This window comes from Treponema sp. J25, assembly GCF_004343725.1.
Taxonomy (GTDB): Bacteria; Spirochaetota; Spirochaetia; order Treponematales; family Breznakiellaceae; genus J25.
The window spans coordinates 1-20,316 of sequence record NZ_PTQW01000009.1 but is presented as its reverse complement, the minus strand read 5'-3'; the positions used below and the strand labels follow the sequence as shown (position 1 = coordinate 20,316).

Here is a 20,316-nt window from a genome sequence, read left to right as displayed (position 1 = left end):
ATGCGAACAGAACTAGAACAGCAGTACGAGAGTAAAGATACCCTCCGTATTGCAAAGGAAATTACCACTATTTATTCGGGCCTCGCCCAGATGAAGTTTCTCCGACCTGCGGACCGAAAGGAATTTGGCTACTTTAAACGATTATTTCTTTCGGCCCTGAAGCGCATTGATGAGCGAATCCAACAAGGGCTTATAGAGCCCTGGACCAAAAAGGAACTAACCCTGATTCAAGACGAACTTAGTCAGCCCCCTACAGGCCGGGGTCGACCACGAAAGACTCCTACCCATTGTCTTGTGTTTCGCCGTAAGATGATTCGCGTGGGGGTATTTATCGGCTCCTTCGATCCCTTCCAGATGACCCATTTAGAGACGGCCTTCCTTTTTATGGCCCGGGGTACACCGCCGGCGGATATCCTGTTTGTGATCCCCGAGGGCGGGGAAAGCACCTTAAAACCCAACCGCTCAGAGTATGCCTACCGGTTCGATATTCTCCGCCGTCAGATTGAACGGGTCTTTTTCCCTTTTATCGTTCCTCTGAACATTGGCGAAGGGAAAGACACCATCGGTATCATCGACACCCTGATCCGACTGTTTGCAGGCTATCCCCTGGAACTTACCCATATTCTGGGGAGCGACATGTTCCCCCTGGCAAGCCGCTGGTATCCAGAGGACCTGCGGATATGGAACGAAACGGCTCAAAAAAACCACGTGGATTTTCGTTTTCGGACCTTTGTGGTCCAGCGCAAAAAAGAGGATACCTGCGAAGAGAGCCTTGCCTTGTGTAAGACCCAGGGCATCCCCGTGCAGTTCCTTAAAAAAGTGATTGGCACCCCTTCTTCTACCCAGGTTCGGGAACAGGGGATATTTACCATTATTTTCCCTACCCCCGAGGTCATCGAAAAATTGGAGGTCGTATTCCGATACGGGATGAACCGACACTGGCTTACCAAAGTGGAAGAATCCTGTTCTGATACTTCACGCTAACAATCAGGGCGGCTTACCGAGTTCCCTTGCCGCAAAGGGATCCCTCTGAAGGTCCCCAATAAAAAGGGGCTCTCCTCCCTCTGAGGCAGCCCCTTTTCTTTTTTCTTCTGTTGTCAGTCCGGCACCCTTGCGCCAGGGTAGCAGAACCTAGGCGTGTTTCTCCTGAATCTTTTCTTTTTCTTTAATGATCCGCGCTTCCAGTTTATCCATCATTTTATCAATGGCCGCATTCAGCTCAAAATCATGTTCTTTTACATGAATGGAATGGCCCCACCGGAAATTCACCGTTGCCTCGGCCGAAAAATCCTTTTCTTTAGTCAGGGTAAACAGCAAATCCACGATCATGTTTTCCGCATTGGGGATCCGGGCAATTTTCTTTTCCAGATACTCCCGCGTACCATCCCAAAGGGAAAAATGAACCGCCTTAACCTCGATGTTCATAGGTGCCTCCTGTGGCTATATTGAAACCGCTCTATGGCGATCGCTCCACCGTCTGGGGTAACCGGAAGACTTTACCGGGAATAGGACGGCCCTAAATCCAGTTCCTTCCGGTACTTGGCCACCGTCCGGCGGGCGAGCGGAATCCCACGACGGGCCAGGATATCTGCAATAGCCTGATCCGAAAGGTGTCCCTCTTCGTTCTGAATGATTTCCTTGATAATTTCCTTTACCCCCTCCTTGGAAAAACGGGAACCGGAAGACCCCGCCCCGCTTATCGAATTGGTAAAGAAATGGCGAATCTCAAAGATTCCCCATTCGGTTTGCACATATTTCCCGTTGGCAATCCGGGAAACGGTGGTCTCATGGACCCCCACTTCCCGGGCCACATCCCGTAAGGTAAGGGGAGAAAGGTACTTGGGCCCGTTAGCGAAGAATGAGCGCTGTAACTCCACAATGGCCCGCATCACCTTTAAAAGGGTGTGGTTCCGCTGATTTATCGAATGAATGAACCAGCGGGCCTCTTTAATGTTTTCCCGCACAAAGTCTCGCAGGGGCTTTTCTCCTTGCTTCTCCCGGGAAAGCTTCATAAAGAAGGGGTTAATCCCCAATACGGGGATTTCCTCATCGTTCAATATAATAACAAAGTCCCCCTCCTGGCGTAACACCTGCACATCGGGGACCACATACCGGACCTCCTGCACATCGTACTGCCGCCCCGGAAAGGGAGAAAGTTCTTTGATACGTTCGATGATCTCTTTAACTTCCGCTTCGCTCCGTTTTACCTTACGGGCCAGTTCAGCCACCTTCCCTTTTTCTACGAGATCCAGGTGATCCAGTACGTCCAGCATCCCCTCGGGGGCATCCGGTAATAGTTCCGCCTGGACCCGCAGGGATTCCCGGTAGTCCCGGGTGGCACACCCAGGAGGGTCAAGGCGACGAATGACAGCGAGGGCGGCCTCTACTTTCTGGGGATCCCGGTCCTTACAGAGGGTTTCTATCGGTTCGATGTGGAACCCGTCGGAATTAAGATTCTGTATAATGAGTTCCCCAATGCTCCGCACTTCCTCATCGATGGGTTGCAGGCGAAGTTGCCACAACAGGTGTTCCTGCAGAGATTCGGGCCGGGAAAGGGCTCCTTCGATAAATTTTCGCTGTTCATCCGAATCTTCGTCGGTCCCCCGACGGGTAAAACCCGCATCAGAGGTGGCCTCAAAATATTCGTCCTCTTCTTTTGGAGAATCCGAAGCGGCTTCTAACGAAAGGGTACTTTTATCTTCGATAACCTCTAAGGCCGGATTCCGTTCCAGCTCTTCTGCTATCCGTTCCCGCAGTTCCACCACCGGCAGGGCCATCAGCTTGATCGACTGAAAGAGCTGGGGATTCATTTTTAATCGTTGTTCTTGAATTATTCCCGGTCGCTGAACCTGCACGGCCTACTCCTCTTCTTTAACTATTGCGGTATCATGGCGATTTGTCAATAATAGGGATCCTTTTGGTGTTGCAGCACACCCTCTTTCCAGGCTATATTCCCCCAAAAGACGATAAGGAGTCTCCATGACGGATCTGGAAACCCAATGCGCTACCCTGGGGATTCACATTCCCACCATTGCCCTTCCCCGGGCGGATATAGACCTTTCTCGCTGGGCCGTTATTGCCTGCGATCAATTTACCCAGGACCCCTCCTATTGGGAAAGGGTTGCCCAGTACGTGGGGGAAAGTCCCAGCATGCTTTCCCTTATCTACCCGGAGGTGTACCTGGAAGGGACCGTTCAGGAGACCCGCATCAAGGCTATTCGCAGGGCCATGGAGGAAACCCTGGCACAACGACTTCTTACCGAATTTCGGGGTATGATGTACATCGAACGGGAAACCCCCTACCACCCCAGACGCCGGGGGCTCATCCTTGCCCTTGACCTAGAACGCTACGATTGGCATCCCCAGGCGCGCCCCCTTATTCGGGCCACCGAGGGAACCGTGGCAGAGCGGCTCCCTCCCCGCATTGCCATCCGACGGGGGGCCCCCCTCGAAGCTCCCCATATCATCATTTTGATTGATGATGAAAAACGCCGACTTGTGGAAGGCCTGGAAGGTATGATACCGCGACAGAATCCCACCTATCACACAGAACTCATGCTGGGGGCGGGGGCCGTCACGGGCTGGAAACTGGACCAGGAAGAGCACTGGCAATTTGTCATTACCACCTTAGGGGAACTCTACACCGAGGCCAGGACTAAATATGGCCCCTTGAGCGCCCAGGAAGAGCCCTTCTTATTTGCGGTAGGGGATGGGAATCACTCCCTTGCCACCGCCAAGGCGGTGTGGGAAGAATACAAGGCCCAGCATCAGGGAGAACCGGGGTTGATGCAGCACCCTGCCCGCTACGCCCTGGTAGAAATTGAAAACCTCTACGATGAAGGAATCCAGTTTGAACCCATCCATCGTCTGGTTTTTGGAGGTTCCCGGGAAAGCCTGTTCCAGTACCTGCGGGAACTGCCGGGAGCAACCCTGCAGAGCCTTCCTCCCGGTTCCAGCCTCGAAGAGTGGATAGGGCAAGGCGTGCCAGGGAAAACCCGGTATGGGATAGTGTACGGGAGGGAACAGTTCATCCTTTCCATCGATTTTGAAGGGATTGCCACGGTTCCCCTCCAGGAGGCCCTGGACCGCCTCTGTAAAGAGACGGGGGCCACCCTCGACTACATCCACGGCAGTGATGAGGTGCTGCGGATTGTACAGAATTCCTCTCGACAGGAAGGCCCGTCCTCTGGAAGCCAGCAGAAATCCCTTTCCCAGCCCATCGGTATTATTTTACCGCCCCTGGGGAAGGAGAATCTGTTTGCCACCGTCGCCCGTTCCGGGCCCCTTCCCCGCAAAAGTTTTTCCATGGGAGAGGGGATAGAAAAGCGTTTCTATCTTGAATGCCGCAGACTTTTCTGATATAGTGGGCCCCGGAGCAAAGTCCTGGCTGTTCAAAAGAGGGTCGCCGGGGTTTTTTCTGGGTCCACGATAAATTAAAAAACTTCTTCAATGGTGATTGTTTGATTGCCGGCGTGGTGAAATGGCAGACACGGTAGACTCAAAATCTACTGACCGCAAGGTCGTATCGGTTCAAGTCCGATCGCCGGCAAAAGTTCTTTTCCCCGGCTATTTTTCCTGATTTTCAACACTACAGAAAAAGATTTTTAGCCCCCAGACCTGCAAAGGAATTTTTTTATTTTTTTGATAAAATTTTGAAAAATTCCCCGTTGTTTCTATTGACAGAAACATACACGCCGGATATAGTAAGCCCTGTCGAGTGTTTCTATGTATAGATACACCGCTCGCCGATGGGGGCGGGACTCGACGATACTCCAGGGACAGGTTTTCGAAGGCCCTGGAATCATACAGGAGGGACCATGAAATCCAGCGGCGACCGATGCCTTATCCTTTCCATTCCGGGAGAACGATTTACCCCCTTTACGCTGGCTAAGAAACTGGGGGCCCGGGCCATTCTGGAATCGGCCTCGTTTAAAAAAGGACGGGAACGGTACTCTATCCTTCTTCTGGACGAGGCCTTTCGCGTCATCCAGGAAGAGAATGATGTCATCCTGGAAATAGATGGGAAACGCCACCGCTGGTCATGGCCAGGTCCTGCTCATGAAGCGCCTTCGGGAAAAGGCTGGGATATCCTGGACGCCCTTGCTACAATTGCAGGGCAAAATAGCGCCGCCGTCCCCCATTTACCGGTCCCCGGTGCGGGGATTGGCTTTTTAGGATACGAATTTGTGCGACGCTGCGATACGGTAACCCTGAGTCCCGGAGAGGACCCCCTTGGTATTCCCGAAGCGGAATTCATCGTTGGGCACCTGTATCTTATCGTGGACCACTACACGGATATGTTGCACCTGGTGGGCCTTAACTACGAACAACACCAGATCGATCTGGAAAAGGCTATTCATCAGGTTCGACAACGGCTGGATGACCTGGATTTTACCTACCTGGCACCACCGGCTGCGGCGGTTCCCCTGGAAATCATGAGTGACGAAGGGGCGGACAAACTCATCTTCTGTGAAGGGGTAGAAAAATTACAACGGCACATCGTTGCAGGAGATATCATTCAGGGAGTCCTTTCCCGTCGTCTGGTCTGCCGTTCTGAATTGGATGCCCTGGAAGGCTACCGACGGCTCCGTTCCACCAGTCCTTCCCCTTACATGTTCTATATCAATTTTGGATCCTACGCCCTGATAGGGGCTTCGCCGGAAAGTCTTGTCCGACTACGGGATGGGGTAGCCTCTATTCGTCCCATTGCGGGGACCCGGCGACGGGGAAGAACCGCCGATGAAGACCGGGCCTTAGAGGCGGAACTGCTGGCGGACCCCAAGGAACGGGCGGAACACCTAATGCTGGTAGATTTAGCCCGGAACGACCTGGGGCGGGTGTGCCTTGCCGGGTCAGTTCAGGTAACCCGCAACATGGAAATAGAACACTTTAGCCACGTGATGCATATCGTTTCAGAGGTGGAAGGAAAGCCCAATCCGGCGATTCCCTACACCCAGGTGCTTCGGGCGGCGTTTCCTGCGGGCACGGTTTCGGGGGCGCCGAAACTTCGGGCTATTGAACTCGTCTCCCAACAGGAACGGTATCGCCGGAGTTTCTACGCCGGTGCGGTAGGATATCTGGATGTGCATGGCGGTTTCGACACCTGCATTACCATTCGATCCGCCCTGGTAAAAGATGGTTATTGGTACCTGCAATCGGGGGCCGGGATAGTCTACGCATCCCGGCCGGAACGGGAGTGGGAAGAAACCAACGAAAAACTGGCGGCCCTCCGCCAGGCCCTGCAGGGGACCGCTACCAGCCCTGTGAAAGGAGTGGCAGAGACTATTTCAGGAGGTCGATCATGATCCTTATTATTGATAATTACGATTCCTTTACCTACAACGTGTATCAGATGGTAAGCCGGCTTTCGGCCGAAGAAGTGCGGGTCGTCCGCAACGATGCGATTTCGATACAGGATATAGAACGGCTTGCCCCCAGTCGGATTATCCTTTCTCCCGGCCCCGGCCGTCCAGAGGATGCGGGGATTACGGTGGAGGTAATTCGCCACTTTGCAGGACAAATCCCCCTCCTCGGGATTTGTCTCGGTCATCAGGCCATTGGCTACGCCTTCGGGGCGGCCATTGTCCAGGCAAAGCGGATTTGTCATGGGGAGGCCCAGGAAATTACCCTGGACGGCCGGGGCATGTTCAGGACTATTGGAACAAAAGGAACCTTTACCCGTTACCATAGCCTTGTAATCAATGAAAAGACCCTTCCAGCAGAACTGGAGATTACCGCCCGGAGTTCCGATGGGGACATCATGGGAGTACGCCACAAACACTATCTAATAGAAGGGATTCAGTTTCATCCTGAATCGATCGCCAGTACCGAAGGGGAAGCCCTTATTCGATCCTTTCTTCAGTATCGTCGGGAACCTTTCCCCTTTAAAAAGACCTTTGAAAAGGCTATCCAGGGAATTCACCTGAAACAGGAAGAAGCCGAAGCGTTTATGGAGGAACTTACCGACGGTACCATGGAAACGGCCCAGGTAGCGGCCTTTCTCACCGCCCTGGCCATAAAAAAGCCCGCCCCCGAAGAAATCGCCGGGTGCGCCGCGGTTCTCCGACGGAAAAAAACGCCATTCCCTCTGGGAACTCCCATACCCCTGGCCGACACCTGCGGCACCGGTGGAGATGGGCAGGGTTCCTTCAATATCAGTTCCATGGCTGCCCTGGTGGCAAGCGCCTGCGGGCTTCCCATCGCAAAACACGGGAACCGGGCCGTTTCCAGCAAGGCCGGGAGCGCCGACTTCTACGAAGCCCTGGGGATTCCCATCAACCTTCATCCTTCGCAGGCGGCCAAGCTCCTTGAAACCACGGGCTTTGTCTTTCTTTTTGCGCCCCTCTATCACGGCGCAATGAAACATGCGGCCCCGGCCCGAAAAGCCCTGGGTATAAAGACCATCATGAACCTGGTGGGGCCCCTCTCAAACCCCGCCAATGCGACCTATCAGGTCATCGGCGTATACGATAGGGACCTTCTGGAAGTGGTGGCCCGGGCGGCCCATCTCCTGGGAGTACAGCGGGTGCTTACGGTTCATAGCCACGACGGCTTTGATGAAATTTCCCCCGCGGCTCCTACTGACATGGTAGAAATCGATGAAAAGGGGAACCTTACCCATCTTACCTTTGATCCCGTAAAAGAAGGGTTTGGCCTTTATTCCCGGGAAGAACTCGCCGGTGGTACGGCCCAGGAAAATGTGCGCCTTGCCCGGGACCTACTGGCCGGGGCCGGTCGACCGGCCATTGAAGCGGCGGTGGCCTTTAATGCGGGGGCCGCCCTGTATGTATCCGGCCGGGCGGCTTCGGTAAGCGAGGGGGCCCGTATCGCCGCGGATTGTCTTGCCAGCGGAAAGGCCAGCAAAAAACTGGAGGAAATCATCTCCGTAGGCAAGGATATTACCGAAGCGGTGGGAGCTTCCCATGGATGACATTCTTCAGCGGATTGTCCAGCAACGCCGGGAGGACCTTGCCCGCAGGGGGCCAGCCCTGGGCTATCCCGTTCCTCTGGAGCGGCAACGACCGGTGAACCCCTTCCTGTCCGCGGGGGGGGTAATCCTCGAAATAAAACGGGCCTCCCCTTCCCGGGGGGCCATTGCGCTTGACCTTGATGCGGTACAAACCGCCAGAACCTATATCGAGGCGGGAGCGAAGGCTATTTCCATCCTTACGGAAGAACACTATTTCAAGGGGAACCTGCAGGACCTACTCGAAGTAGGGAAAGCCTTTCCTCATCACCCCCTCTTGAGGAAGGACTTTATCCTTACCGATGATGATATCGCCGTATCATACCGGGCCGGTGCGGATGGGGTGCTGTTAATCGCCCGCCTCTTTGATACAGACACCCTTCTCCACTTAGCCGAACAGACCGTCCGTTTTGGGATGAAGCCCCTTATCGAAGTACGGGAAGAGGAGGACCTCCCCAAACTACGATTCGTGGCGGAGCGTCTTCCCTGTCTTGCGGGGGTCAATAGCCGGGATTTGCGAACCTTTACGATCGATCCCCTCCTCCCAGCCCTGAGAATCACCGAACTTCCCGTCCCCGCCATCTACGAATCGGGGGTTCAGACTCCCTTTCAGGCTTCCTACGCGGCCCACCTGGGATACACAGGCATCCTGGTAGGAGAAGGGGCGGTCCGCCAGAAGGAACAGATTTCTCTGCTTATCCGTCATTTTACCCAAACCAGAAATCAGCTTCAGGGGTCTTCTGGACTCAGCGGAGAAAGCCCACAGGAAGGGATTTCTGGTTCTTCATTGGGGGATCTCCGGCCCGGAACGGGACGAGGAAATAGACAGGAAAACAGCGCCCTTCCTGCGGCGGGAGAACTGTGGCGACGCCTTGCCCAACGGCGGGCCTATCGTCAGAGTCAGGTGCCCATCGAGTCTCACCGCTATTGGCGCTTGGGCGCCCCGCCCCTTGTTAAAATCTGTGGACTTACCCGGCTCGAAGATGTGCAGCACTGCCTTACATTAGGGGCGGACCTCCTCGGTTTTATCTTCGCCCCCAGTCCCCGAAAAACAGATGTAGCCTTTGTCCGCCAGGCCCGGGCCCTTCTTTCTTCGTTCTATTTCCCCGAAGGGAAAGGCAATACCCGTGATGTGCCCCACCCCCTCTTCATCGGGGTTATCAGTGATGTGCAGAGTCCTGCGGCCCAGGAGGCTCTTCGGCTGGTACGGGAAGGACTCCTGGATGGTATCCAATACCATGGCCCCCTGGATGAGGAGGTCCTTGCTCAGCTACCCGATGATGTGGGGCGGTATGTGGTACTGCCGGTAAGTCAGCCCGCCGACAGAGAGGCGTACCAGGTTCTTCAAAAACGCGGGGAGGTGCGAATTCTTTTAGACAGACGGGTGGGAAACCAGAGCGGCGGAACGGGAATACCAATTCAAGATGAGGTACTGGATACCCTCATTACTCAGGGCCCTGCCGGCTCTTCTTTCTATTCTCCCCTTTGGATTGCCGGAGGCCTTTCGGCAGAGACGGTGGGTTCTCTTCTATCTCGATATCCAGTAGAATTGGTAGATGCTTCAAGCCGCCTGGAATCCGAGCCGGGAAAAAAGGATCCGCAAAAACTGCGGGCCTTTTTTGCTGCCATAGCGCACCCCGAGGGCGGAAAAGAAGAAGCACCGGCGAGGGCCAGCAATCAACACAAGGAGTACCAGCATGGGTGAAAAGGGCTACTTTGGTCCCTATGGAGGACGCTACGTCCCAGAGGTTCTGGGGCGGGCCATTGAAGAAATAGAAGAAGCCTTTGAAGCAGCCTGTACCGATAGGGCATTTCAGGATGAATTGGCGCTGCTCCAGCGGGACTTTATTGGTCGACCTACGCCTCTGTTATATGCAGAGAATTCCAGCCGCCTCCTGGGAGGCGCAGATATTTACATAAAAATGGAAGGTCTTGCCCACACGGGGGCCCACAAGATAAACAACGCCCTGGGTCAGGCCCTCCTGGCGAAGCGGATGGGGAAGACCCGGGTAATCGCCGAAACGGGGGCGGGCCAGCATGGTCTTGCCACCGCCGCGGCCTGCGCCAAATTGGGGCTTTCCTGCACCATCTACATGGGGGCGGTGGATGTGGATCGGCAACAGCCTAATGTGGCCACCATGGAACTGTTTGGCGCCCAGGTGGTGCCGGTCTATGCGGGGAGCCAGACCCTGAAAGATGCCATTAACGAAGCATTCCGGGATTGGGCCGCTTCGTTTGCGGACACCTTTTACATTATCGGGTCTGCCCTGGGACCCGCCCCCTATCCCGATATGGTTCGCACCTTTCAATCCGTGATTGGGAAGGAAGTGAAAGAACAGCTTGCTTCCCGGGGACTTGAACCAGAAGCCCTGGTGGCCTGTGTAGGGGGTGGTTCAAATGCGATTGGCTTTTTTTCTCCCTACCTTGAAGCAGAAAAGCCCCGCCTTATTGGAGTAGAAGCCGGCGGAAGGGGAACCTCCCTGGGGGACCATGCGGCCCGCATGACCGGAGAAGGGGCCCGTACCGGGATTGTGCATGGGTACAAGAGCCGCTTCCTTTTAACCGAAGAAGGCCAGGTGGCCCCCACCCATTCTATTTCGGCAGGGTTGGATTACCCTGGCATCGGACCTCAGCTGGCGGCCCTGGGCCGCAGCGGTCGCCTAGAATTTCGCCGGGCCAGTGACGAAGAGGCCCTGGAAGCCCTGACATTCTTTGCCCGCCACGAGGGGGTAGTCTTTGCCCTGGAAAGCGCCCATGCGGGAGCGGTGGCTATCAATCTTGCCCGTTCCCTTCCAAAAGGAAAGGTGGTGGTGGTAAACATGTCTGGTCGGGGCGACAAGGACCTCTTTATCACCGCCCCCTATTTCAGACCCGCCGCGTGGGCCGCCTTCCTGGAACGGGAACTCGCGGCCCTCAGGGCGCACCCTTCCGGAATCGCCCCACCCCCCTCCTCGGGAACAGGTCTTGAAAATGCCAGAGGGGTCGCCCACTCTACTACCTCGAAGCTCATCTCATCCCCCACATCCCGGGAGGTTCATCATGGATAAGATTCGCCTTATGGCCCACCTTGTGGCGGGCTTCCCTGACGCCTCTGGTTGCCGGGCCGCCGCCGAAGGGCTTATCGAAGGGGGAGCATCCTACCTGGAAATACAAATCCCCTTTAGTGACCCCAGCGCTGATGGTCCGGTTATTCAAAGTGCCTGCGCTGCAGCCCTGGCCAACGGGTATTCGGTGAGCCAGGCTCTGGATTTTCTTGAGTCCCTTCACAGGGACTTTCCCCAGGTGCCCCTTTTTGTGATGGCCTACGCAAGCCTCGTGGTAACCCCGGGGGTAGAACAGTTTGTGCATATGATGGCTCAACGAGGGGTGATGGGGCTCATCGTGCCGGATTTACCCTTTGACAGAGATGAAGGCCTTGCGGAGGCCTGTGCACACCAGGGCCTTGTTTCTATTCCCGTGGCGGCCCCGTCCATGCGTTCCGAACGGCTTGAACGGATGGCCCACTTAGGCCGCGCCTACTTGTACGCGGCGCTCCGTACCGGGATTACCGGAACTACCACCACTATCGGCGAAGGGACCCTTCAATTCTTAAAGGCCTGTGCCGCTGGCGGTTCTAAGGTTCTCGGGGGATTCGGAATTCGTTCCCATACCCAGGCCCGAGCCGTGGCTCCGCTGGTGCATGCGGTGGTAGCCGGTTCAGTCTTTGTAGAAACCATCCAGGAAGCTGTAGAGGCACACCGGGTGTCCCGTTCTGCTTCGTTTAAGGGTTCTATAGAGGTTCGGGATACGGCAATTCGGGAGAACATTCGACAAAAGGCGCAAGAAATCACAAGGGGTGAGTAAGAGACTCCTCGGTGGAGGCCCCTGGCACCCATCCCGGCCCCCAAGTCCGTAGCACAAAGAGAGGGGCGCATCCATTGCCGATACGATGCCTCTTCGATGTAACCTTTGATGGTTGTTTCTGTTTTATTAGTGACGAGGGCGTGCGGCTTTCACAAGCTTCCTTCTTGAGCCCCAGCCGGTCTCCTCCTCCTGGCTGGGGCTCGCTTTTTATATCCCCTGGCATGTCTTTTATTGAAGAATCATCTACCCCCGCCTATACTTTAGGGTATGCAACGAGAAATAACCGAGCCCCTGAGGCTCCTCACCCCTGAGGGACACCTTACCAGCGAAGGCTGGGCCCGCTTCCCCTACTGGGAATATCGACGGGATGACATCAAGGCAAGTTCCCTCCGCATCAAAGAATGGGATTATTACATGGTTTTTTCCCACCACGGTCAGTGGGGAATCAGTTTTACCTTGAGCGATTTGGGGTACCTGGGTCTTGCGGCCCTTTGTTTCTTAGATTTTACGCAGGGTTATTATCATCAAGTAGAAAATCTTAGCATCCTTCCTTTAGGGCGCCTCGGTCTTCCAGAGTCCTCTACCCAGGAAGGGGAAATCAATGTTTCCTCTCGAAAGCTTTCCCTGAAGTATACCTACCAGCGAGGCAAACGGACCATTGCCTTTGCAAGTCCCCTGGTCCAGGACTCCCAGGGGAACAGAGGAATTGAAGGGACCATCGAACTTGAACAGCCTGAAAACCTTGAAAGTACAGTAATTGCCACCAGTTGGAAAGAAAACCGGCGGGCCTTTTACTATAACCAAAAGGTAAACTGCATGCCCGCCCGGGGGAATCTTCGCATCGGAAACCACACATATACATTGAACCCAGAAACCGACAGGGGAAGCCTTGATTGGGGCCGCGGGGTCTGGACCTACAAAAACACCTGGTACTGGGCATCCCTTTCCACCGTATATAAGGGGACCTCTTTAGGCTTTAACTTAGGGTACGGTTTTTCTGACCGCAGTCCTGCTTCGGAAAACACCATCCTGTATGATGGCCGGATCCATAAGCTTGAAGAAGTTACCTTTCATTTTAACCCCCAGAATCATATGGAAGGCTGGCACTTCTCCAGTTCCGATGGCAGGGTAGAACTAACACTCCACCCCCGTATTGACCGACAATCGAATTTCAACTTTGGGGTTCTGCAATCCCGCCAGCACCAGGTGTTCGGCGAGTTCTCTGGTTCCCTCATTTTAGATTCAGGAGAACGGCTAGACCTCCCTCCCACCCTCGGCATGACCGAGCATGTATATAACAGGTGGTAAGGGGGGCCTTGCAGTATCTCCTCTATTTTTATCTCCTGTGTCAATTCTGGTATACTTTCTTCATTCTGTTTCTCCTAAACAATAAACCATCTCGCTATCCTTTCAGGAGATAATATTCTATGACGACCTGAAACAAAATAAAATAGACCCCCGGTTAATTAACATAAAAATTAATTTTTTTTTACTTTGTTGCAGTACCTGCAACAAAGTAAGTGTATACTACATTCAACAAAGGTATTGTACTATGAACAGAGCGGAAAATAAGGCAAGTCGTTTATTACAGATTGAAACACTCCTTCTAGCTCATCCCGAAGGACTCTCCCAGGCAGAACTAGCTCGTCGATTACAGGTAGATCGCTCCACTATCAATCGATACCTCACAGATCTTCCTTCTTACATTTATGAAGATGATGATAGAACGCTGAAAATAGATCGGAAGGCAGATCTAATCAATCTTCAGTTAAACCTCCATGAAGCGATGGCCCTGCATTTGTCGTCGAGACTTCTTGCAACACGATCAGATAAGAAAAACCCTCATGCAGCATCGGCCTTGAGAAAACTTGGTATGGCCATGAAACTTTGGGCAGACCGCCTCAGTCAGCAAATTCTTGTGGCAGCCGATATAATGGATAGTGATATCCAAATAGACGATCCCAATTATTTACGTATTTTAGAACTCCTAACAGAAGGTTGGGCTAACCTTCAAAAGGTCAGAATTTGGCATCGAAGTGAAAAGTTGGATAAAGTATTTGTTTACGTTGTAAGTCCTTATTTTATTGAACCATACGCGACAGGACAAACCACCCAACTTATATGTTTTAGTGAACCTCCAGGAGCACTTCGTACCTACAAGATTGAACGGATTGAACGGGCTGAAAAAACGACAGAAAAGTATACTATTCCCACAGATTTTAATCTACGAGAACATTTAGCAAATGCCTGGGCAATTTGGACTACCGAAGAAGAACCAAAGCATGTGGTGTTGCGATTTCATCCAAGAGTCGCTCAACGGGTAAAAGAAAGCCGATGGCATCTATCCCAAAAAATTCAGGAACAGGAAAATGGTTATCTTTTATGGCAGGCAGACATAGCTGAGACTACTGAAATGCTTCCCTGGATTCGTGGCTGGGGAGCGGATGTGGAAGTACTGGAACCACCAGAACTGCGTGAAGTTCTGGTGAAGGAGGCAAAGCGACTAGTAAAACTGTATGGGATAGCAGTTCTCAACGAACCGCAAACCCGTTTCTTCGCTCACCGTCGCGAAGGGGAAGTCCACGAATACTGGCAGCCACTCATTGAACACTTGCGAAACACAGCTGAACTTGCCCGAAAGTTCGGGGCGGACGCCAACGTCGCAGAGTTAGCATACATTGCGGGATTGGTTCACGATTTGGGCAAATACTCCACCGAGTTTCAAAAGCGGTTAGAAGGTATAGGCCCACGGGTAGACCATTCTACAGCAGGGGCAAAGGAACTCAAAAAGCTGCTCGAAGGCACACCCCAACAAGTCTTTGCTCAACTACTGGCATATCCCATTCTGGGACATCATGCAGGCTTGCCCGATTATGGCAGTGAAACTGATTTGGAAAGCAGTACCGTCTGTGGGCGGCTAAAAAACCACATTTCTGATTACAACGAATACCAAAGCGAGTTGGACTTGTCTTCTTTGGAATTTCCGCAACGTTTGCCTATTCGCCCCTTGCGCCTACCCGTTTTTTATGAAAAACAGTCCAAAGACTATCTCGGATTTTCGCTTTCTTTCCTGACACGCATGATTTACTCTGCACTGGTAGACGCCGACTTTCAAGAAACTGAAACCTACATGAAAGGCGCAAAGCCGCGCGGCGGACATGACAACATCCCAGTTTTGCGCGATAAACTGGACAAATACCTGAAACGCTTCGAAAATCCGAACAGCGAGATCAACCGCAAGCGCAATGAGATACTCCATGCCTGCATTGAAAAAGGTAAGACCGAATCGCCGGGCTTTTTCTCGCTGACTGTACCCACAGGTGGCGGCAAGACACTGGCTTCGATGGCGTTTGCGCTCCATCACGCCGCTGAACATGGCTTAAAGCGCGTCATCTATGTTATCCCGTTTACGACCATCATCGAACAGAATGCCGGGGTGTTCAAAGATATCTTTGGGGAAGAGAACGTGCTGGAGCATCACTCCCACTTCGACTGGGAAAGTAAGAGGAAAGACAATCCTGATGACCGCACAAACAGCGTACTTACCAAACTAAAACTGGCTACGGAGAACTGGGATATCCCTATCGTGGTTACGACCAACGTGCAATTCTTCGAGTCGTTATTTTCCAACAAATCATCACATTGCCGCAAACTGCATAACATTGCCAGAAGCGTGATTATCTTTGACGAAGCCCAAATGCTGCCCCGCGAGTACATGCGCCCGTCGATGGCGGCGATTTGGGAATTGGTGGTCAACTACGGCGCAAGCGTACTCTTTTGTACGGCTACTCAGCCAGGGCTGGAACGTTTCCTGCCCGAAAAGACAGAAGTTAAGGAACTCGCACCCAATCCGCAGCAGTTGTTCAATTTCTTCAAGCGCGTGGTAGTAAAACATCTCGGCGAGCTTACCGATAGAGATCTGCTTACTCGTCTGAACAAACACGAGCAAGTTCTGTGCATTGTCAACACCCGCCGCCACGCCAGCGGACTGTTCGTCGGTTTGCAGGGCGAGGGGAACTATCATCTTTCAACGTTGATGTGTGCCGCCCATCGTCGCATCAGACTGGAAGAAATCAAAGAACGACTTGCAAAGGGGCAGCTCTGTCGTGTCATATCGACAACGGTTATGGAAGCGGGCATTGATCTAGACTTCCCTGTTGGATACCGCGCCCTGACGGGACTGGATTCCATCAATCAGGCAGCAGGACGCATCAACCGCGAAATGAAGCGCAGCGTGAGCGAGATGTTCGTCTTCGAACCGAAGTCGGAGCTTATCAAGAAAATGCCCTTTTTCCTGAAACAAACCGCCGAAGTTGCCCGGATGGTTTTACGCGAACACGCAGAAGCGCCAATTTCTATTCCTGCTATTCAGGCGTTTTTCGGACAGTTGTACAACCTTCAAGAGCCGCAGGCATTTGACTTCAAGCACATCATGGAATGCTTCGATGACACAGACGGCAGGTTCAAGTTCGAGACGGCGGCACAGGCGTTCCACATCATCGAGGACCCAACCGTAACAGTAATCATTCCATATAACAAGGAGGCAGAAATACTCATCGATGAGTTAAAATATACCGATTATCCATTATCTACATTACGAAAACTTCAGCCCTACACAGTTTCAATTTTTGAGAATGAGTTTGACAGGCTCAGTGCGAAAGGGGTGATTCAGACTATCGAAGACACGTATCACTTTCTTAACCCAGAGGCAATGAACGATTTTTATGATCCCCAGCGTGGCCTACTCGTTCCTGACAATGGTGGTGGCGAGGGGTTGTTGTTTTAATAGCACGAACCTAAGGTTTGTGTTATGTGATCAGGATTCAAGCAAATCGGAGATTTGCTTTACCCATTTTGAAAGGAGGCCCAACAGAATGGGATATGGTATTACCATCCGAGTACAGGGTGATTATGCCCTGTTCACCCGTCCCGAAATGAAAGTGGAGCGCGTCAGCTATGATGTTATCACCCCGTCGGCGGCGCGCGGTATTATCGAGGCTGTCTATTGGAAACCCGCCATTCGCTGGGTGATAGAGAAAATCCACGTCCTTAAGGAAATCCAGTTCACCAACATCCGCCGTAACGAGGTGAGCGACAAGGCGTCGGTGGATAACGCCTTGCAGGTGATGAAGGGCGCAAACAAGCCGCTCTACATCGCCGCCACCGAAGCCCGCCAGCAGCGCGCCGCGATGGTCTTGAAGGATGTGGATTACGTCATCGAGGCGCACTTCGAGTTGACCGAAAAGGCGGGACCAGATGACACGAAAGAGAAGCACTACAACATGGTCTTGCGCCGCCTGCGGAACGGGCAGCATTTCCACGCCCCCTGCCTGGGGACGCGCGAGTTCCCTGCCAGAGTGATGCTCATCGAAGACAAAGGCGGCATTCCCACAAGCCCGCTGACAGGTAAACGTGACTTGGGCTACATGCTCTACGACCTGGATTTCTCCAACCCGCGCGACATTCAGCCGATGTTCTTCCGCGCTGTCATGGAAGACGGCGAGATTACCGTGCCAAAACCTGAGGAGGTGCGGCGATGATTTTGCAGGCGCTTTACAACTACTACCAGATTTTGCTGAACGACCCGCCAGAGGGCGTAGAGATTGCCGAACCAGGCTACAGCAATGCGCCGGTCAGTTATGCGCTCAATTTGTCCGAACAAGGCGAATTGTTGGACATTATCCCGCTCTTTGTTCCTGTTCAGCAAGGGAAGAAGACCGTGGAGCTCCCCAAGCGCATGAATGTTCCTGAACAGGTCAAACGCAGCGTGAACATCGCTGCCAATTTTTTGTGTGACAACGCAACTTACGTACTTGGGCTAACGGGGAAAGAAGCCAAAGACCCAGATTATGCCCAAAAGCGTTTCGAGGCGTTTCGAGAACGTAACGTCCAACTTCTTCAGAAAGCCGACTCTCCAGCGGCGCACGCGGTTATCGCATTTCTACAAAAGTATAACCCCAAAACGGCTTCTCAACATTCTGTGATTGCCCGTCATCTGGAAGGATTATTGGAAGGTGGTAATCTCATCTTTCAGGTAGAGGGTAAAAACGCACTGGATGACACTGAAATTCGGCGTGCTTGGGAAAACTCCAGAACAGGACAACAGACTACTGAAATGCAGTGCTTGGTCACGGGACAAAAGGAACTTGTTGCACGGTTGCATCCTGACATTAAAGGAGTTCCAGGAGCACAAACAAAAGGTGCATCATTGGTGAGCTTCAACCTGGATGCCTTTACTTCTTATGGGAAAGAACAGGGGGCTAATTCACCCATCAGTCAGCGTGTAGCTTCTGGCTATGGCGTTGCACTAAACTATTTGCTTTCAAGGCAAAATCCGAACCAGCCCATTTTTCTCGGAGATACCGCTGTCGTTTATTGGGCAGACGCACCTGACAAACGTTACGCCAGTGCATTTTATTCGTTTCTGAATCCAGAATATCAGCAGGAACAAGAAGAAGGCAAAACAGAAGAAGCCCATGATAAAAACAAGCGTAAGCGTGCCAACAATGCAGAAAAAATGCTAGGAGAAGTGGCGAAATCGGTAGAACAGGGGAGAGCCATAGACTTAGCTAAATTGCGCGAAGATTTGGATGACAATACACGTTTCTATGTGCTTGGGCTAGCGCCAAATGCCTCACGACTCGCCGTACGATTCTTCCTTACTGAGCCATTTGGGGTATTTGCTGAACGAATTATGCAACATTACGAGGACCTTCAAATCGAAAAAGAATACGCTAACCAGCCGACGTACATCTCACCCTACCGCATTCTTGCCGAATGTGTTTCGCCCAAAGTAACCCAGCGTGATGAAGAGGTAAAAAAATCCTGGTCTTTGTTAGGCGGAGCTTTTATGCGTTCCATTCTCATGGGTACACCCTACCCTGAAAATTTGTATAACGCGATCTTAAATCGTATACGCCACGATGGGGAGGAAACAACAGCAAATAACAGAGTTCGTAGTGTAAAAATTAACTATATTCGTACAGCCTATATAAAAGCCCACTTAATCCGTAAATATCGCCGTTATGGCAAAAATCCATACCAGGAGGTGTTACAAATGTCATTAAATGAATCTTACAAGAATACGCCCTATGTATTAGGACGCTTATTCGCAGTACTGGAAAAGGTACAGAAAGAAGCAATAGGCGATACTATTAATGCTACTATTAAAGATCGTTATTTTACTGCTGCTTGTGCCACTCCCGCTAGCGTGTTTCCTACCTTATTACGTCTTTCAAACTATTGGACATCAAAAGCAGAATATGGAGGAGCTTCTGACAGAAAGATCCAAACGCTTCTAAATATGTTGGATGCTGCACCTTTCCCTGCCAGACTTAACCTAGAAGAACAAGGCATTTTTGTGCTGGGTTACTATCACCAAAAGGCAGCCTTTTATAAAACAAACAGTAATCTTAATGAGTAAGTGAATAGTTTTATTCACATATTTTATTGAATATAAGGAGTGTATTATGGGAATTTTGAGGAATCGCTATGAGTTTGTGTTGTTGTATGATGTAGAAAATGGCAATCCAAACGGAGATCCAGATGCAGGAAACATGCCGCGCATTGATCCTGAGACAGGGTACGGTATCGTCACCGATGTGTGTTTAAAACGTAAAATTCGCAATTATGTAGAAATGGTAAGAAGAGATGCAACAGGATACCGTATTTATATTAAAGAGGGCATTCCGTTAAATACAAACCATAGACAAGCATATCTAGCTGTTGGTCTTGAACCTGGTAAAAAAGCAGATCTCGATGGCATTAATCGAGCTCGTACATGGATGTGCAGAAATTTTTATGATATTCGTACTTTTGGTGCTGTGTTAAGTGTAGGAGACAACTGCGGACAAGTACGTGGCCCTGTTCAATTAAATTTTTCACGAAGCATTGATCCTATTGTTCAACAAGAAGTTACTATTACAAGACTAACGGTTACCCGTGAAGAAGAAGCTGAAAAGGAGCGAACCATCGGACGTAAACACATCGTCCCCTATGGATTATACCGGGTGGAAGGTTATGTCTCTGCAAGACTTGCCAATGACCCAAACAAAGGGACAGGTTTTTCCGAAGAAGACCTAGAACTTTTCTGGGAAGCATTGATTAATATGTTTGAACATGACAGGTCTGCATCTCGGGGAAAAATGGCAACCCGCAAACTATTTGTATTCAAACATGAGAGTGAATTAGGAAATGCACCAGCCCACATTCTTTTCGATCTTATCTCAGTAAAGAAAAAGGAAGGTATTAATCCCCCGAGAAATTTCAATGACTATGAAATAAATGTAAATCGTTCCGGCTTACCAAATGGCATAGAGCTCATTGAAAAGATTTAAGGAGTAGCCCCGCCAAAAGGCGGGGCTCTAGGAGTATTCATGAAAAAAGAATATTCTCCGGAAGAATTACTTCCTCTTTCAGGAATACAACACTTTAGCTTTTGCAGAGTACCCGCTGCCATGACCCCGTTGGGGCTGATTAATAGGAGCCGGGAGCGAGGGTGTACGGCA

At 51.8% G+C, this 20,316-nt stretch carries 14 protein-coding genes and 1 tRNA gene; 13 read left to right on the top strand and 2 right to left on the bottom strand.

The genetic code is table 11. The features are described from left to right. A complete protein-coding gene (locus C5O22_RS02500; RefSeq protein ID WP_132779622.1) occupies positions 1-984 on the top strand; it encodes a hypothetical protein in 984 nt (327 codons plus the stop codon). Positions 985-1,131: 147 nt separating this feature from the next. On the opposite strand, the gene hpf is transcribed toward C5O22_RS02500, so the two are convergent. Both hpf and rpoN read right to left on the bottom strand, forming a co-directional pair. Next, the gene (gene hpf, locus C5O22_RS02495) at positions 1,132-1,425 is read right to left on the bottom strand and encodes a ribosome hibernation-promoting factor, HPF/YfiA family (protein WP_132779621.1); all 294 of its coding nucleotides are present in this window, start codon (positions 1,423-1,425) and stop codon (positions 1,132-1,134) included. A 71-nt stretch (positions 1,426-1,496) separates the two neighbouring features. After that, positions 1,497-2,855, bottom strand: coding sequence for an RNA polymerase factor sigma-54 (rpoN, locus tag C5O22_RS02490; protein WP_132779620.1), 1,359 nt, complete (start codon positions 2,853-2,855; stop codon positions 1,497-1,499). A gap of 124 nt (positions 2,856-2,979) precedes the next feature. Here rpoN and C5O22_RS02485 point away from each other — a divergent pair, with 124 nt between their 5' ends. The 12 genes from C5O22_RS02485 to cas7c all read left to right on the top strand — a co-directional run bounded on the left by C5O22_RS02485 (position 2,980) and on the right by cas7c (position 20,145). After that, a complete protein-coding gene (locus C5O22_RS02485; RefSeq protein ID WP_132779619.1) occupies positions 2,980-4,359 on the top strand; it encodes a DUF1015 domain-containing protein in 1,380 nt (459 codons plus the stop codon). Between the two features lie 107 nt (positions 4,360-4,466). Continuing rightward, positions 4,467-4,549, top strand: a tRNA-Leu gene (locus C5O22_RS02480). Between the two features lie 268 nt (positions 4,550-4,817). Then, on the top strand, positions 4,818-6,305 hold the full coding sequence (locus C5O22_RS02475; protein ID WP_132779618.1) for a chorismate-binding protein: 1,488 nt from the start codon (positions 4,818-4,820) through the stop codon (positions 6,303-6,305). Continuing rightward, positions 6,302-7,930, top strand: coding sequence for a bifunctional anthranilate synthase component II/anthranilate phosphoribosyltransferase (locus C5O22_RS02470; protein WP_132779617.1), 1,629 nt, complete (start codon positions 6,302-6,304; stop codon positions 7,928-7,930). The genes C5O22_RS02475 and C5O22_RS02470 overlap by 4 nt, the downstream gene beginning before the upstream one ends. Further along, positions 7,923-9,671, top strand: a complete 1,749-nt coding sequence (trpF, locus tag C5O22_RS02465; protein WP_132779616.1) for a bifunctional indole-3-glycerol phosphate synthase/phosphoribosylanthranilate isomerase — start codon at positions 7,923-7,925, stop codon at positions 9,669-9,671. The genes C5O22_RS02470 and trpF overlap by 8 nt, the downstream gene beginning before the upstream one ends. After that, a complete protein-coding gene (gene trpB, locus C5O22_RS02460) occupies positions 9,664-11,013 on the top strand; it encodes a tryptophan synthase subunit beta (RefSeq protein ID WP_132779615.1) in 1,350 nt (449 codons plus the stop codon). Before trpF ends, trpB begins: the two co-directional genes overlap by 8 nt. Continuing rightward, positions 11,006-11,809: a tryptophan synthase subunit alpha gene (trpA, locus tag C5O22_RS02455; protein ID WP_132779614.1), complete on the top strand. Its 804-nt coding sequence runs from the start codon at positions 11,006-11,008 to the stop codon at positions 11,807-11,809. The genes trpB and trpA overlap by 8 nt, the downstream gene beginning before the upstream one ends. Positions 11,810-12,076: 267 nt before the next feature. Beyond that, positions 12,077-13,117 carry a DUF2804 domain-containing protein gene (locus C5O22_RS02450; RefSeq protein WP_132779613.1) on the top strand — a complete coding sequence of 347 codons (1,041 nt, stop codon included), beginning with the start codon at positions 12,077-12,079 and terminating at the stop codon, positions 13,115-13,117. A gap of 244 nt (positions 13,118-13,361) precedes the next feature. Then, positions 13,362-16,595 (top strand): CRISPR-associated helicase Cas3', encoded by a 3,234-nt coding sequence (cas3, locus tag C5O22_RS02445; RefSeq protein ID WP_132779612.1) that lies wholly within the window; start codon positions 13,362-13,364, stop codon positions 16,593-16,595. Positions 16,596-16,683: 88 nt separating this feature from the next. Beyond that, positions 16,684-17,349, top strand: coding sequence for a type I-C CRISPR-associated protein Cas5c (cas5c, locus tag C5O22_RS02440; protein WP_132779611.1), 666 nt, complete (start codon positions 16,684-16,686; stop codon positions 17,347-17,349). Continuing rightward, positions 17,346-19,232, top strand: a complete 1,887-nt coding sequence (cas8c, locus tag C5O22_RS02435; protein ID WP_132779610.1) for a type I-C CRISPR-associated protein Cas8c/Csd1 — start codon at positions 17,346-17,348, stop codon at positions 19,230-19,232. The genes cas5c and cas8c overlap by 4 nt, the downstream gene beginning before the upstream one ends. Positions 19,233-19,278: 46 nt before the next feature. Next, positions 19,279-20,145 carry a type I-C CRISPR-associated protein Cas7/Csd2 gene (cas7c, locus tag C5O22_RS02430; RefSeq protein WP_132779609.1) on the top strand — a complete coding sequence of 289 codons (867 nt, stop codon included), beginning with the start codon at positions 19,279-19,281 and terminating at the stop codon, positions 20,143-20,145. Positions 20,146-20,316 lie beyond the last annotated feature (171 nt).